The organism is Maribacter cobaltidurans, from assembly GCF_002269385.1.
GTDB classification, from domain to species: domain Bacteria; phylum Bacteroidota; class Bacteroidia; order Flavobacteriales; family Flavobacteriaceae; genus Maribacter; species Maribacter cobaltidurans.
Map to the genome: position 1 here is coordinate 470,687 of NZ_CP022957.1, position 15,258 is coordinate 485,944.

14 protein-coding genes are annotated in these 15,258 nt (G+C 37.5%); 9 read left to right on the forward strand and 5 right to left on the reverse strand.

The window, feature by feature from the left end; all coding sequences use genetic code 11:
• Positions 1–66: 66 nt before the first annotated feature.
• The 5 genes from CJ263_RS01980 to CJ263_RS02000 all read left to right on the forward strand — a co-directional run bounded on the left by CJ263_RS01980 (position 67) and on the right by CJ263_RS02000 (position 7,429).
• Positions 67–969: an ABC transporter ATP-binding protein gene (locus tag CJ263_RS01980; RefSeq protein ID WP_094995723.1), complete on the forward strand. Its 903-nt coding sequence runs from the start codon at positions 67–69 to the stop codon at positions 967–969.
• A gap of 9 nt (positions 970–978) precedes the next feature.
• Complete coding sequence (locus CJ263_RS01985; RefSeq protein WP_094995724.1) at positions 979–1,812, forward strand: ABC transporter permease; 834 nt, start codon at positions 979–981, stop codon at positions 1,810–1,812.
• Positions 1,813–1,912: 100 nt separating this feature from the next.
• Positions 1,913–3,676 carry a T9SS type B sorting domain-containing protein gene (locus CJ263_RS01990; RefSeq protein WP_158657053.1) on the forward strand — a complete coding sequence of 588 codons (1,764 nt, stop codon included), beginning with the start codon at positions 1,913–1,915 and terminating at the stop codon, positions 3,674–3,676.
• 106 nt (positions 3,677–3,782) lie between these two features.
• Positions 3,783–5,774 carry an excinuclease ABC subunit UvrB gene (uvrB, locus tag CJ263_RS01995; protein WP_094995726.1) on the forward strand — a complete coding sequence of 664 codons (1,992 nt, stop codon included), beginning with the start codon at positions 3,783–3,785 and terminating at the stop codon, positions 5,772–5,774.
• A 134-nt stretch (positions 5,775–5,908) separates the two neighbouring features.
• Positions 5,909–7,429: a M20/M25/M40 family metallo-hydrolase gene (locus CJ263_RS02000; protein ID WP_094995727.1), complete on the forward strand. Its 1,521-nt coding sequence runs from the start codon at positions 5,909–5,911 to the stop codon at positions 7,427–7,429.
• An 86-nt stretch (positions 7,430–7,515) separates the two neighbouring features.
• Here CJ263_RS02000 and CJ263_RS02005 read toward each other — a convergent pair whose 3' ends face one another.
• Positions 7,516–7,941, reverse strand: coding sequence for an Hsp20/alpha crystallin family protein (locus CJ263_RS02005; RefSeq protein WP_094995728.1), 426 nt, complete (start codon positions 7,939–7,941; stop codon positions 7,516–7,518).
• Between the two features lie 203 nt (positions 7,942–8,144).
• Between CJ263_RS02005 and CJ263_RS02010 the strand changes: the two genes are divergently transcribed.
• Entirely contained in the window at positions 8,145–9,407 is a 1,263-nt protein-coding gene (locus CJ263_RS02010; RefSeq protein ID WP_158657054.1) for a DUF2254 domain-containing protein, read from the forward strand.
• Here the strand turns inward: CJ263_RS02010 and CJ263_RS02015 are convergent.
• Entirely contained in the window at positions 9,404–9,805 is a 402-nt protein-coding gene (locus CJ263_RS02015; protein ID WP_094999064.1) for a hypothetical protein, read from the reverse strand. The two genes, CJ263_RS02010 and CJ263_RS02015, sit on opposite strands and share 4 nt — an antisense overlap.
• Positions 9,806–9,980: 175 nt before the next feature.
• Between CJ263_RS02015 and CJ263_RS02020 the strand changes: the two genes are divergently transcribed.
• Positions 9,981–10,343 (forward strand): DUF1456 family protein, encoded by a 363-nt coding sequence (locus CJ263_RS02020; RefSeq protein ID WP_094995730.1) that lies wholly within the window; start codon positions 9,981–9,983, stop codon positions 10,341–10,343.
• A 41-nt stretch (positions 10,344–10,384) separates the two neighbouring features.
• On the opposite strand, the gene CJ263_RS02025 is transcribed toward CJ263_RS02020, so the two are convergent.
• The 3 genes from CJ263_RS02025 to CJ263_RS02035 all read right to left on the reverse strand — a co-directional run bounded on the left by CJ263_RS02025 (position 10,385) and on the right by CJ263_RS02035 (position 13,079).
• On the reverse strand, positions 10,385–10,720 hold the full coding sequence (locus CJ263_RS02025) for a hypothetical protein (RefSeq protein ID WP_094995731.1): 336 nt from the start codon (positions 10,718–10,720) through the stop codon (positions 10,385–10,387).
• Between the two features lie 415 nt (positions 10,721–11,135).
• Positions 11,136–12,329, reverse strand: coding sequence for an ADP-forming succinate--CoA ligase subunit beta (sucC, locus tag CJ263_RS02030; RefSeq protein ID WP_094995732.1), 1,194 nt, complete (start codon positions 12,327–12,329; stop codon positions 11,136–11,138).
• Between the two features lie 111 nt (positions 12,330–12,440).
• Positions 12,441–13,079, reverse strand: coding sequence for an LON peptidase substrate-binding domain-containing protein (locus CJ263_RS02035; protein WP_094995733.1), 639 nt, complete (start codon positions 13,077–13,079; stop codon positions 12,441–12,443).
• Positions 13,080–13,301: 222 nt separating this feature from the next.
• Here CJ263_RS02035 and lysA point away from each other — a divergent pair, with 222 nt between their 5' ends.
• Both lysA and CJ263_RS02045 read left to right on the forward strand, forming a co-directional pair.
• On the forward strand, positions 13,302–14,540 hold the full coding sequence (lysA, locus tag CJ263_RS02040; RefSeq protein WP_094999065.1) for a diaminopimelate decarboxylase: 1,239 nt from the start codon (positions 13,302–13,304) through the stop codon (positions 14,538–14,540).
• A 58-nt stretch (positions 14,541–14,598) separates the two neighbouring features.
• Positions 14,599–15,129, forward strand: a complete 531-nt coding sequence (locus CJ263_RS02045; RefSeq protein ID WP_094995734.1) for a thioredoxin family protein — start codon at positions 14,599–14,601, stop codon at positions 15,127–15,129.
• The last annotated feature ends 129 nt before the right edge of the window (positions 15,130–15,258 follow it).

A 15,258-nucleotide genomic window follows, 5' to 3' on the forward strand; every position in this document is an offset into this window, starting at 1 on the left:
TTTTTTGTAACAAATCATATACTAGCTCGTCAAGTAAGTACAATCAATCAAAAAACACTACTTGCTTTGAGCACTATACTTACCGTAAACAATCTTACCAAGAAATTCGGTTATCTGACCGCCGTAAAGGATTTGTCCTTTTCAATTGAAAAAGGCAATGTATATGGAATTCTAGGCCCGAACGGAAGTGGAAAATCCACCACTTTGGGAATCGTACTTAACGTGGTGAACAAAACGAGCGGCGATTTTTATTGGTTTGATGGTAATACTTCTACGCATGAGGCTCTGAAAAAAGTAGGAGCGATAATCGAACGCCCCAATTTTTATCCGTATATGACAGCCGTTCAGAACCTGAAATTGGTATGCAAAATAAAGGAGGTGGACACGGACAAGATTGAAGAAAAGTTGGAATTGGTGGGCCTTTTGGACCGCAAGAACAGTAAGTTCAAAACCTATTCATTGGGTATGAAACAACGTTTGGCCATTGCCTCTGCCCTACTCAATGATCCTGAAATTTTAATTCTTGACGAACCTACCAATGGTTTAGATCCACAGGGAATACATCAGATCAGGGAAATAATAAAAAAAATAGCTTCTCAAGGAACCACAATTCTATTGGCATCCCACCTCTTGGACGAGGTGGAAAAAGTCTGCAGCCATGTTATCATACTCAGAAAAGGAGAAAAGTTATATTCTGGACTGGTCGATGGCATGATGGCCACTTATGGGTTCTTCGAACTAAAATCGGACAATATGGAAAAACTGGCCGAAACATTGGAATCCAACAGTAAGTTTGGTGAAATAAAGCATGAGAATGGCTTGGTTACGGCCTTTTTAAAAGAGGAAATGGATGCAAAATCCCTAAATGAAGCACTCTACAAAGAAGGGATTGTGCTATCCCACCTTGTAAAAAGAAAGGAAAGCCTTGAAGAGCAATTCCTGACGTTGACCAAAAATCAATCAAACTAAGCGAAAAACATGATACGACTTTTGCAGATAGAATTCATAAAACTTTGGAACAATAGGGCCAGCAAGGTGCTGATCATTTCCTATTTTTTCATTCTAACCTCTATTGCCCTTGTTGCCGCCATTAAGTTCGATATTGGTCCGGTAAAATTCCATTTGGCCGAAATTGGAATCTTCAATTTCCCCTATATATGGCATTTCAACACTTTTGTTACGGCCTTTTTCAAGCTGTTTCTGGCTATTGTCATTGTATCCATGATGTCCAACGAATACAGTAACAAAACCATTAAACAAAACCTTATAGACGGACTTTCAAAGAGAGAGTTCATTCTGTCCAAATTCTTAACGGTTGTTTCATTTTCTATAATCTCTACTGTATTTGTTTTTGTAGTATCCTTGATTTTGGGCCTTGTATATTCTGATTATGACGAACTTTCCATCATATTTTCAGATTTGGAATTTTTGTTCGCCTTCTTTTTTAAATTAATGGGTTTCTTTTCTTTCTGTCTCTTTCTTGGAATCCTAGTAAAACGTTCTGCTTTTGCTTTGGGTTTTTTGATTTTGTGGCAAATCTTGGAAGGAATCATCAGGGGACTTATCCGCTGGAAATTATTTGATGGGGAAACTACGGACACCATCATGGGTTTCTTTCCGTTGCAATCCATGTTTAATCTTATCAAGGAGCCTTTTACCCGGTTGGAAGCCGTACAGACGGTAGCAGACCAAGTTGGTGAGCATATCAACCTTAATTACCAAGTTCATTGGTGGGAGTTTTTAATTGTCATCAGCTGGACCGCAATTTTCATTTATTTGTCTTATGTATTACTCAAAAAACGTGATCTTTAAAATAGGTAGAACATCGATGTTTTACCCTATTTAACATGTTTTCAGACCTTAAAATTTTCAATTTGTAGTATATTGTATTGTTTGCAATCAAGCTATGAAAATGAAAAAGGGTTCATCAATATGTAAAGTATTGGCTCTGTCGATATTTATTATGTTGATGCTATGCTACAATTTCAAGGTTTTGGGGCAAGAGTGTCCAGCATTGGTGGGTCCGCTGAATGGAGAAAATCAGGTCGCGACCACCGCATCCATAAATTGGGAGACGATTGAGGGTGTACCGGGGTATATCATTTCCCTAGGAACTACACCCGGAGGTACGGACATTTTGAACGAACTTAACGTTGGATCTTCAACTAGTTATTCTCCACCTACAGGACTACCGAAAAACACACAAATATTCGTCACCATAACCTTGTTCTTCTTCAACCAAGCGAATATCACTTGCGAAAGCCAAAGTTTTACAACTGCGTCACTGACCGAAGTCCCAGAGTGTACTTTTCTATTTAATCCTATGAATAATGCTATTGACGTGAATACCACCACCAATATTTCTTGGGCCTATGCACCAGGTGCCACGGGATATCTATTTACTATGGGAACAACTCCCAATGGAGATGACCTTGTGCCAATTACAGATTTGGGCAATACCCTTAGCTATAATCCAAGTATGGACTTACCGGCAGAGTCCGATATCTATGTAAACGTAATACCTTATAATGGAATAGGTAATTCAATAGGGTGTACGGGCTTTACATTTACAACAGCACCGGAGGCCACTTTACCAAATTGTACCAGTTTAATAACACCATATAATGGAGAAACAAATATACCTTTGAGTCCTTTTTTAGAATGGAATGAAGTACCCAATGCTACTGGCTACAGAGTATCTATCGGAACCTCTCCTTTTGAAACAGATATTTTGAACAATGCCGCGTTCTATAGGACTTCCACAATGGTTATTGATTTTGAACCCAACCGTACTTTTTTCATTAAAATAGTACCTTTCAATGATGCTGGGGAAGCGATAGGCTGCTCTCAGGAAACTTTTTCAACTTTACTGGGGTGCGGTCCTTATTACGACCCACTAACCAGTGAATTGGTTGTTTTGAACCCTGACATTACTTTTCCTGATACGGTAGGAATTTGTCAAAACGGTAGCGGGAATGTTATATCGGCTACCGACGAAGCTGATGGATACCGATGGTATAGTCTAGATGTCGATGGAAATGAATCTTTGATCTCAACAGAGGCCAGTTTATCCATTGAAAAAGCCGGCGAATATATTTACGAAATATTCGATATCATAGAAGGCTCCGGAGGAACTATTGAATGCTCTTCGTCAAAAGTATTTAGGGTAGAAGAGTCTTCCATTGCCACTATTGAAAACGTACGGGTAACGGAGGTGTTAAATGGTTTGAATTTTGAGGTTATAGTGGAAGGTAATGGAAACTATGAATTTGCTCTGGACAACCCAGAAGGGCCTTATCAAAATTCAAATATCTTCGGTGGAATTACCCCTGGCACCCATACGGTTTATGTTCGGGATGTAAATGGCTGTGGTGTAGCCGAGAAAACAATACAACAAGATCTTACCGTTGAAGGCTTTCCAAAATTCTTTACGCCCAACGGGGACGGAACCAACGATTTTTGGCAGTATAGGAGACCACAGGATTCCAATGAAATTCCATATGAGGTTATACATATTTTTGACCGTTTTGGGAACTTTCTAGCCCAAATAGACCCCAAATCCTTAGGATGGAACGGTATTTTTAATGGGCGAAAGATGCCTGCCTCGGACTATTGGTTCAAGGCAATTTCATTCAATAACAAAGTAATAACCGGACATTTTACCCTTAAACGTTGAGATGATCTATTCATTTATACATACTATTTTATTAAATATTTTGACCGAGGTAATAATTGTATTGACACTCCCCATCAAAAGCCACAGTCTTTTGTACTTTTAAATCATGAAATTCAATGTAGTATCAGAATTTAGTCCCACAGGGGATCAGCCAAACGCGATAAAGCAACTTTCCAATGGCATAAATCAAGGGGAAAAGTATCAAACATTGTTGGGCGTTACCGGATCTGGAAAGACGTTTACCATTGCGAATGTCATTGAGGAAGTTCAAAGGCCCACATTGGTTTTGGCCCATAACAAGACCTTGGCAGCACAACTGTATTCAGAGTTCAAGCAATTTTTTCCAAAAAATGCCATAGAATATTTTGTTTCCTATTACGATTACTACCAACCGGAAGCCTACATTCCTACCAGTGGCGTTTACATTGAGAAGGACCTATCCATTAACGAAGACATTGAAAAGTTAAGACTAAGCGCGACTTCCTCTTTGTTATCCGGGAGAAGGGATGTATTAGTAGTTGCCTCTGTTTCATGCCTATACGGGATTGGCAACCCTATCGAATTCCAAAAAAATGTAATATCCATCCAAAAAGATCAGGTTATCTCCAGAACCAAGTTTCTGCACCAATTGGTACAAAGCCTATATTCCCGGACCACGGCGGATTTTAGAAACGGGAACTTTAGGGTTAAAGGGGATGTAGTGGATGTTTTCCCTAGTTATGCCGACCATGCCTTCAGAATTCATTTTTTTGGGGACGAAATCGAGGAAATAGAAGCCTTTGACCCGTTTAACAATAACGTTCTGGAGGTGTATGAAAACCTGAACATTTACCCTGCCAATATGTTCGTGACTTCCCAAGATGTCCTTCAAAACGCAATTCATCAAATTCAGGACGATTTGGTAAAGCAGATTGATTACTTCAAGGAGATTGGAAAACCCTTGGAAGCTAAAAGATTGGAGGAAAGAACCAATTTTGATCTTGAAATGATCAGGGAATTGGGTTACTGCTCTGGAATAGAAAATTACTCCAGATACTTAGATGGTCGGGAACCAGGAACTAGACCTTTCTGTCTGTTGGACTATTTTCCAAACGATTATTTAATGGTCATCGATGAAAGCCATGTGACCGTACCGCAGGTTCATGCCATGTACGGAGGCGATCGCTCAAGAAAAGTAAATTTGGTCGACTACGGTTTTCGTTTACCGGCAGCCATGGACAATAGACCATTAAAATTTGAAGAATTCGAAGCACTACAAAATCAGGTTATCTATGTAAGTGCAACCCCGGCGGATTACGAATTGCAATTGAGCCAAGGGGTGTACGTAGAACAAGTCATACGCCCGACAGGTTTGCTTGACCCCATTATTGAAGTTCGTCCCAGTCTTAACCAAATCGATGATTTGGTGGAGGAAATACATCAACGGGTGGAGAAGGATGAAAGGATATTGGTCACGACCCTAACAAAGAGAATGGCAGAAGAACTTGCCAAGTACTTGGATAGAATCAGTGTACGATGTAGATATATACATAGTGACGTGGATACTTTGGAACGCGTGGAGATTATGCAGGATCTTAGAAAGGGTATTTTTGATGTATTGATAGGGGTGAATCTTTTACGTGAAGGATTAGACCTTCCTGAGGTTTCACTGGTCGCAATTTTAGATGCCGACAAAGAAGGCTTTTTAAGAAATAACAGGTCCCTTACACAGACGGTTGGAAGGGCTGCCAGAAACCTAAATGGAAAGGCAATTATGTATGCCGATAAGATAACGAATAGCATGCAAAAAACTATTGACGAAACAAATTACAGGCGCGAAAAACAAATCAATTACAACACAGAAAATAATATTACACCCACTGCGCTGAACAAAAATTTAGATAGTGTTTTATCGAAAAATTCAGTCTCCACATACCACTATCAAAAAGAAGAATTAAGGGCGGCTGAACCCGATCTGAAATACCTTACAAAGGATCAATTAGAGAAGCTTATCAGAGAGAAAAGAAAGGCGATGGAAAAGGCAGCGAAAGAGTTGGATTTTATGCAAGCGGCGAAAATTAGGGATGAAATAAAGGCACTTCAAGAGCAGGAAACCTAACCTAAAGCAAAAAAGTAGAGAAAATTTTAATATTTCAATAACTACTACATATAAACAATATTAATTCATTGAATTTGAGTTATATGTAAAGTTTTTTAGTTAAGACTAAAAAACGTTTTATCTTAAATTTAGGAATGAAAAAATGGTTGTTTTTATCGATTTTGACTCCTCTAGCTTTCTGTCAGGAAAGTTGGTCTCAAAATGTATCGGCTGAAAAAATCGAAGCATTGACTGATGAAAAATTCATTGAATCGATTACCAATTTACGACATTTTTTAACACTTCCAAATGATGGTAATTACCCAGAACAAATAGCTACAAATTTAGCTTGGTGCGATAGTGCTTTTTCTGATTTAAAATTTAAAACACAAACTATCAAAACGGATGGCGCCCCTCTCCTATTTGCCGAAAAAGTATATCACAAAAACAGAAAGTCCGTCTTGTTCTATTTACAGATCGATGGTCAACCTGTCGATACCACAAAGTGGTTCCAACCCAATCCGTTCTCTCCTGTTTTAAAGGAAAAGAAAGATGGCAATTGGGAGGCAATCGACTTCAAAAAATTGAACGAAAATATCGACCTGGATTGGCGCATTTTTGCACGTTCCGCATCCGACTCAAAAGGACCTGCAATTTCATTGATATCTGCACTGCAAATTCTTCAATCTAAAAAAATAAAACCTGAATATAACATCAAGGTCATTATGGATTTTCAGGAAGAATTGGGGTCACCGGACCTACCAAAAGCGGTTGCACAAAACAGGGAATTATTGGATGCGGAAATGTTGTTTATCATGGATGGTACACGTCATTTATCCAATTTGCCAACATTAACGTATGGAGCTAGAGGAATTGCTACGGCCACGATAAAAATTTTCGGACCAAAATATGCACTGCACAGCGGACAATATGGAAACTTCGCACCCAATCCCGTCTTTAAGGCATCCCGACTCATTGCCAGTATGAAGGACGAAAAGGGCAAAGTAACCATCCCCGGATTTTATGATGGTGTTCAACTCACCGATAAGGACAGGAAAAGTCTTGCTTCCATTCCTGAAAATTTGGATAGCACCTTGATTAATCTTGGAATTGCAGGTCCAGATAAGGTGGCCTCGAATTATCAGGAATCATTGCAGTACCCGTCTTTGAACATCAGAGGCCTAAAAGCAGCGTGGGTAGAAAAGGAGGTACGCACCATCATACCTTCTGAGGTTATTATCGAGATTGATATGCGATTGGTACCTGAAACTCCGGGGGAGCGACAAATAAAGTTGCTGAAAGACCATATTGAAAAGTTTGGATATCACATCGTGGATTCTCTTCCTTCGAACGAGGAAAGGATGAAATATCCAAAACTGGCCTCGTTTAGATATCGTTTGGGTTCTCAACCTTTTAGGACAGAAATGGATAGTCCAATTGGAGAATTTTTAAACAAATCCATGTCCAGTGTTTTTGGGAAAAAAGTAGTGAATATGAGAACTACGGGTGGCTCCCAACCTATTGCCCCATTTATAAAAACCTTGGAATTACCTGCGGTATCTATTCGTATACCAAATCCTGACAACGCCATTCATGGACCCAACGAAAATATTCGTCTCGGCAATTTAAGGGAAGGTATTATGACCTGTTTAGCCCTTCTTACCCATAAGTTATAAAAAAAGTGCCCTGAAATTCAGGACACTTTCTAACTAACCAACTCAACCAAACATCATGACATCCAGAAATGGATTGCATAATTCCTTTAAGAAAGTTCTATCAACCTTTTAGGCTTAGGCAACGCCTCTTCTTTCTTTGGCAATGTAAATTTCAATATACCATTCTCGTAGGAGGCACCTATTTTTTCCTCATCAACGGATTCAGGTAGCGTAAACGATCTTTTGAAAGAAGTATAACCAAACTCCCTTCTTGTATAATTTTCTTCCTTGGTCTCGCTTTCTGATTTCGTTTCGGAAGAAATAGTCAATAAATTATCATCGATTTCAATATTGAAATCTTCTTTTTTCCTACCGGGTACGGATAGTTCCAATTCAAAACCGGTTTCATTTTCCTTGATGTTAACAGCAGGAACAGAACCGTTAAAATTTTCCATCCCACCAAACCAATCTGGCTTAAAAATTTCGTTCATCAATGAAGGAAATAAAACGTCATTTCTTTTTATTAAACTCATGGCTATATAATTTTTTTAAGGTTAAACTTTATTACGCATACCATAAGACAAATCATATACCAATCGAATTTTTACGCCAATATGTCTTGTTTTTATGTTTTAATAGTGTCAATATGTCATTTAGGTGTTTTTGAGTCCATTTAAAATGTATTATATATAAGAAACCGATGCGGTTGTTATTAGATTTAACCAAGCCACGACTAATGAACCGTATAAAAAACATCTTTCATAGAGTCAGAAGCAAGATTGCTTTCTATCCCTCCCTCATTTCCATTATAGGGGTACTGTTTGCTTTTCTTCTCATTTATATGGAACAACGTCATATATCCAAATACTTGATGGATATAGCGCCAGGACTGGTGATAGACAATACAGAAACCGCAAGAACACTACTTAGCACCCTAATTGGGGGGCTTATATCATTGATGGTATTTAGTTTTTCTATGGTAATGATTCTACTAAACCAAGCCTCTAGTAATTTTTCTCCAAGGGTACTGCCAGGTATTATTTCAAATGAAAAACATCAAATCGTATTAGGGCTATACCTTGCGGTAATCCTTTATAATATTTTTATCCTTGTTTCCATAGAACCCACAAAGTCTAATTATCAAACCCCTGGATTTTCTGTATTGATTGCCATTATCCTTACCATTCTATGCCTTGCCGCTTTTATTTATTTTATTCACAACATATCCCAATCCATTAAAGTGGGTACAATATTGAACTCCATACATTTAAACACCAAGAATAAACTTCAAAATATTATTGATAACCAGGAATTTAAGGCGTTTCCAAGTCAAGAGAATTGGTCCCTAAACACTATAGATACTACAGGTTATTTTCAAGGTATTTTATCAGGTGACCTTCTGGAAACCTGTAAGAACAATGACTTAAAAATAGTTCTCAAATTTAGAAAAGGACAATTCGTATTAAAAGGATTTAAGGGTTTAATGACCAACAAACCTATTTCAGAAGAGGTAAAGGGCAAAATTCTTAAATCCCTAATTTTTTCGAGTGAAGAGCTTACCGGGGAGAATTATATTTATGGTTTTAGGCAAATTTCCGAGATTGGAATTAAGGCAATGTCCCCGGGTATAAATGATCCAGGCACCGCCTTAAACAGTATAGATTACCTGACGGAATTATTTTCTTTATTGATGCAAATCAATGAATTGGAGTATTGGACGGATGATAAGAAGGCGTTGAGAGTTTATGCTGAACGAAATACTTTTTCCGAAGTTCTCTTTAATGTATTGGCTACTTATAGACCTTATTGCCTAGGGGATATTATAGTATCCCAAAAATTATTGTACATGTTAAATATACTAGGTGAGCATGTGATTAATTCCAATCAAAGTGAGGCTATACAGGAGGAAATCATTAACATAAAAAAGGACTTGGAGCTTCAAATTAAAAACTCAAGGGACCTTACCAAAATTAAGGAAGGCTTTAATTCCTGGTCCTAATTATAATGGGCCTTGAATATATTGATGATTACTTCCGGCGGTACAATCTTATTGGGATATTTATGCATAATGGACAATACCTGTTCAATTGCTGATGGGGGCAATCCCATTCTTAAACCTATATCATGTAAACGTTCTATTTCTTTCAGGTTGTTATTATCATCAATGTTCATTAATAGAATAAGACGATTGAATTGTACCAACCTATCCGCTTGGGATTTGGGAATAACATGCTCCACTTCCTTTTGGAAAAGGGCATCGAACTCCTTTTTACTTATATCCAGACTCTGGGCCACATTAAAAAGAAAATCGTATTCAGATTGTTTTAGGGTATCATCTACCCTTGCAAAAGCAATCATTTCCGAAAGAATACTAAGTTTTTCCTTAAAGGTGTTCATAGAACTTTCCATTATCAAAGTACGGCTATTGAAATAACATTAAAATTCAAATAATAGTATAGACTACCCATTGAAAAATAGATATTTAACTTTTATAAGCCATTTTAATATTCGTTAAAGGACCAAGGCCTAACAAATGAATTAATAATGATAACTTGCATGAAATTTTATAAAAATGACCAACAACGACATATTTAAGAAATTAAGGGTCGCCTTAAGGTTAAGGGATGATGAAATTGTTGCCATATTGGAATTGGTAGACTTTAAGATATCAAAAAGTGAATTAGGAGCCTTTTTTAGAAAGGAGAATCACCCCAATTATGTGGAATGCGGAGACCAAATATTGCGTAATTTCTTGAATGGCCTGGTTATCTATTTAAGAGGCACCAAGGAAGATCCAAAAATACCGGGAGAAGTTCTTCTTGGTGCGGAATCGATTCACAAAAAACCAAATCCAAAAAGTTTTAAAAGCAAACAACTGAAAAACGTGGATAGAAATTTGAGCAACGTAAAGTATAAAAACAAAAAAAAGTCCTGATTCCAATGGAACCCGGACTTTTCGTTTGATTTTTTAAATCCTTAAGATGCTATCCTAACAGGTACAGTGAATAGTTTACCTTCCTCCACCTTGGAAATGTCCACTTTTTGGTAGTTAAGCCTACCTTTTACAAATCGTTCCAAGTTGACACTTTCTGTATCCACTGACAGCACAACGATCTCTCCTTCACTATTCAGTGTAAACCTTACTTGGGCCGTTAAATCGGATTCCATATCAGAAAAGGAATTATCCCTAAGCATGTTGGAGATTTGACTTGAAAGGCTTTTAGCGGGTTCAACACCTTCGGTGTTATTGGCCAATACATTACCTGTTACGATTAGGAAAGCTGCTACAAAAACTAAACTTAATTTTCTCATGACTTGTTGTTTTTTGACTTTCAGTTAAGAAAGCTGATTAATAATTGATTGATGATGATTTATTAAAAAGACGCCTCAAAAATGAGAATGTTACAACAAAACTTGGTTTTAACATTTTTTTAATCAAAATCATCCTTTTAAACTCAAATCAAAGTTATGGTGAAAATTATTCTGGAAGTCGGTTACAGAAAATCTTAACTGAAATTTCAAATGGTTAATCTATGCTTAACCCTTGCCATGATAAACCGTAGAAGAACTAGATAAATTTATCTAAAGGATTTCTAAGGCACATCAAAAATTTTACTGAATGTCTACAAATTTGTGGCAAATGCCTAATGCATCTACACAGGAAATGAAAAAAAGGCAATGTTAAGTTAACATTGCCTTCTATACTTATTATTTGGAATAACGGAAACTATTTCAATACTTCCTCTACTTTATCCGCAGCTTCCTTAAACTGAACAGCTGAATGAACGGCCAAACCAGAGTTATCTATTATTTCCTTGGCCATTTCCGCATTGGTACCCTGTAAACGAACTATAATAGGTACTTTTATACTATCACCCATGTTCTTGTATGCATCAACAACACCCTGTGCAACTCGGTCGCACCGAACAATACCTCCAAAAATATTTATCAAAATAGCCTTTACCGCAGGATCTTTTAGAATAATCCTAAAAGCTTCCTCAACTCTTTTCGCATCAGCGGTACCCCCTACATCCAAGAAATTTGCAGGTTCACCACCAGCCATTTTTATCAAGTCCATAGTGGCCATAGCTAAACCGGCACCGTTTACCATGCACCCAACATTTCCGTCCAAATCAACATAGTTAAGACCTACAGCCCTTGCTTCCACCTCAATAGGATTTTCCTCTCTCAAATCCCGCATTTCAGCATATTGCTTCCTTCGGTATAATGCATTGTCATCGATGGAAACTTTGGCATCCACGGCCATAATTTTATCGTCTGAAGTCTTTAACACAGGGTTGATTTCGAACATACTGGAATCACTTTGAACATATGCTTTATATAAGGCCGTTACAAATTTTGTCATTTCCTTAAATGCTGTTCCCGAAAGTCCTAAGTTAAAAGCGATTTTTCTTGCTTGAAAACCTAATAGCCCTGTTGCCGGATCAATTTCTTCTGTAAAAATGAGATGTGGCGTTTTTTCAGCAACTTCCTCGATATCCATTCCACCTTCAGTAGAATACATGATCATATTTCTTCCTGTGCCCCTATTCAATAAAACGGACATGTAAAATTCACTGGTTTCACTATCACCGGGATAGTAAACATCCTCTGCCACCAAAACCTGATGTACTTTTTTACCTTCAGCCGAGGTTTGCGGGGTAACTAGATTCATACCTATAATCTGTCCTGCCAGTTCCTCGACCTCTTTTAAGTTTTTGGCCAATTTAACACCACCTCCTTTTCCACGACCACCTGCGTGCACTTGGGCCTTGATTACATGCCAACCTGTTCCAGTCTCCGCCGTCAATTGTTTGGCTGCATCAACCGCTTCCTTTGCATTGTGGGCCACTATTCCTCTTTGGATGCGAACGCCAAAGCTTTCTAATATCTCTTTTCCTTGATACTCGTGAAGGTTCATATATTGGATAGTTTTATTTGTTGGGCAAAAATAGGAAAGACAGGGTAATAATTGAAAATTAAACTTGATTAATTGGTTAAAGAAAATAGGGTTTCCTCGAAAAACAATCGATTATATCTCAATATTTTTAAAATCAAGGGGGTCAAAATTCTTAAAATGACCGTTCAACTCAATTATCTTCTTAGTTCTTTCCACTTGTGTCAGCACATGTATAGTGGTTACCAAATGATTATAAATAAAATCAAGCCGCTCTTTCTCTTTTGTAATCTTCAACAGCTCATATTCCTGCTCATAGGATAATCCTACTTTATGGGCCAAGACAAAACTGTTATACTTGGACAAATCAATAGGCGTGTTGGGAAGCTCCATAATAGTGTAAAGTTGCTTAATCTTCTCCACCACTTCTGCCTTAAAACCGGAAGGACTGACAAAATCGTATTCCAAAAAATCAACCTCTCCTCCGGGGTATAACTTATCATTCAACTGAGGGTCAAAAGACAAGACCTTAAAAACTTGTCTCGCTACGCAAACCACATCCATTTCCCCACCTTCATAAGTATTTACGACCTCTACCAATTGAACTTCGGTCCCGTACTCCAATTTATTATTAATGTACACGGGTATTCCAAACGTAATGGCCTCTTCCCTACAGTCCTTTATCAATTGTTTGTATCTCTCCTCAAAAATATGAAGGGGCACTGTCTCCCCCGGAAAAAACACAGATTTTAAAGGAAAAAGCGGTAGCTTCATGGTAAAGATTTTATTGAAAGAATTTCTGTTGGAATGATAGTTCTAATATAGTTTTACATTCATCCGGTTCCAAACCTAAAATACGAAGCTAGCCAATAGAATACAAGCAAAAGATAATTTTGATTGTTACATATAACACAAATTGTTGTATTTTTCAATTTAACCTTTATTTATTTGTTCTTATCCTCCTATAAGTATAGATTTGTCAAAAATTTAGATGCTATGAAAAATGCGGATTTGCTTAAAATAGCCAAAACATACGGTGACCCGGTCTATGTTTATGACTCCGATAAAATAATTTCCCAATTCAATCGCCTTACCAAAGCATTTGGAACTGTAAAAAATTTAAAGTTAAACTATGCGGCCAAGGCACTTTCCAATATTACTATCCTTAAACTTATGAATAGCTTGGGAAGCGGATTGGACACCGTTTCCATTCAGGAAGTTCAATTAGGACTATTGGCCGGTTTTAAACCTGAATCCATCATTTTTACACCTAATGGTGTTTCTTTGGAAGAAATCGAGGAGGCCGCCAAATTGGGGGTGAGAATTAATATAGACAACCTTTCCATCTTGGAACAATTTGGAAGTAAACATCCAGACATACCTGTATGTATCAGAATAAATCCACATGTCATGGCTGGGGGAAATTCCAATATTTCCGTAGGGCATATCGATTCCAAATTCGGTATAAGCATACATCAGATACCTCATCTTTTACGCATCGTGGATTTGACCAAAATGAATATTAACGGAATCCATATGCATACCGGAAGTGATATTTTAGATATTGACGTATTTCTTTATGCTTCAGAGATACTCTTTGAAACAGCCAGGAATTTCAAAAATTTGGATTTTATAGATTTTGGAAGTGGATTTAAAGTTCCTTACAAGGAAGGTGATATTGAAACAAACGTTGAGGAATTAGGAAAAAAATTAGGGTCTCGCTTCAACGAATTTTGTAAGGAATATGGCAAGGAATTAACGTTAGCCTTTGAACCTGGAAAATTTTTGGTTAGCGAAGCAGGTTTCTTTTTAGCAAAGGTAAATGTTGTTAAACAAACTACTTCCACTGTTTTTGCGAGTATAGATTCAGGTTTCAATCACCTGATTAGACCCATGCTATATGGTGCCAATCATTCAATCGTAAATATTTCCAACCCTGAAGGCAGGGAGCGTTACTATTCTGTTGTGGGTTACATCTGTGAAACGGATACTTTTGCAAGCAATAGAAGAATCAATGAAATTTCCGAGGGGGATATACTTTGCTTTAAAAATGCAGGTGCCTATTGTTTTACAATGGCCAGTAATTATAATTCCAGATTTAGACCACCTGAAGTTTTATGGCATCAAGGAAAAGCTATTTTGATTAGGGAAAGGGAAACTTTCGATGATTTAATTAAGAATCAGGTAGATGTAAAGGACCTTTTTGAGGTAAAGCAAGCGGAGGAAGTGAAATAAAGTGTCAAAAAAAACGTTAGTTTTGGTATAATTATTGGACTAACTCCAAAAAATTACTATGAAAACTAATATTTCTTCGACTATAAAATCAATTACGCTTTTCGCATTTTTATTTCTTGCTTTTCAAATTAATGCCCAAGAGGTTAAATGGCTTAGTTGGAACGAGGCTGCAGAGCTGGCCGCTACGGATAAAAACCCCAAGAAAGTATTTATAGACGTTTACACGGATTGGTGCGGATGGTGTAAAAAGATGGATAAGGATACATTTCAAAATCCTGAGGTAGCCGCCTACATGTCCGAAAATTTCTATATGGTAAAACTTGACGGCGAAGGCAAGGAGCCCATTGAATTTAAGGGTAAAACGTATAAGTTCGTTCCTTCAGGAAGAAAGGGCTACCATGAATTGGCCGCTGCCTTGATGCAGGGAAGATTAAGTTATCCTACGACCATATTTCTGGACCAAGAATTTAATATGCTTTCTCCGGTACCAGGGTACCAAAAACCGGAGCCTTTCCTGAACATTGCCCGATACTTTGGTGATGATATCTATAAAGAAAAGGATTGGAAGACCTATTCAGGAGCTCGCTAAACTATTTAGCAAATAGAGTCTAAAAAAGGGTGTAATTAACGAATTACACCCTTTTTTTATTTAGAAGGTTTAAAATCTTTTCCACATACGTGTATTTCACTAAATTCCCGTTTCACAATTAAGCAGAAC

Excerpts from the sequence above, each read along its gene's own strand:
- CJ263_RS01985 (WP_094995724.1), top strand. The coding sequence starts at position 979 with ATGATACGACTTTTGCAGATAGAATTCATAAAACTTTGGAACAATAGG.
- CJ263_RS01990 (WP_158657053.1), top strand. The coding sequence starts at position 1,913 with ATGAAAAAGGGTTCATCAATATGTAAAGTATTGGCTCTGTCGATATTT.
- uvrB (WP_094995726.1), top strand. The coding sequence starts at position 3,783 with ATGAAATTCAATGTAGTATCAGAATTTAGTCCCACAGGGGATCAGCCA.
- CJ263_RS02000 (WP_094995727.1), top strand. The coding sequence starts at position 5,909 with ATGAAAAAATGGTTGTTTTTATCGATTTTGACTCCTCTAGCTTTCTGT.
- CJ263_RS02005 (WP_094995728.1), bottom strand. The coding sequence starts at position 7,941 with ATGAGTTTAATAAAAAGAAATGACGTTTTATTTCCTTCATTGATGAAC.
- CJ263_RS02010 (WP_158657054.1), top strand. The coding sequence starts at position 8,145 with ATGAACCGTATAAAAAACATCTTTCATAGAGTCAGAAGCAAGATTGCT.
- CJ263_RS02015 (WP_094999064.1), bottom strand. The coding sequence starts at position 9,805 with ATGAACACCTTTAAGGAAAAACTTAGTATTCTTTCGGAAATGATTGCT.
- CJ263_RS02020 (WP_094995730.1), top strand. The coding sequence starts at position 9,981 with ATGACCAACAACGACATATTTAAGAAATTAAGGGTCGCCTTAAGGTTA.
- CJ263_RS02025 (WP_094995731.1), bottom strand. The coding sequence starts at position 10,720 with ATGAGAAAATTAAGTTTAGTTTTTGTAGCAGCTTTCCTAATCGTAACA.
- sucC (WP_094995732.1), bottom strand. The coding sequence starts at position 12,329 with ATGAACCTTCACGAGTATCAAGGAAAAGAGATATTAGAAAGCTTTGGC.
- CJ263_RS02035 (WP_094995733.1), bottom strand. The coding sequence starts at position 13,079 with ATGAAGCTACCGCTTTTTCCTTTAAAATCTGTGTTTTTTCCGGGGGAG.
- lysA (WP_094999065.1), top strand. The coding sequence starts at position 13,302 with ATGAAAAATGCGGATTTGCTTAAAATAGCCAAAACATACGGTGACCCG.
- CJ263_RS02045 (WP_094995734.1), top strand. The coding sequence starts at position 14,599 with ATGAAAACTAATATTTCTTCGACTATAAAATCAATTACGCTTTTCGCA.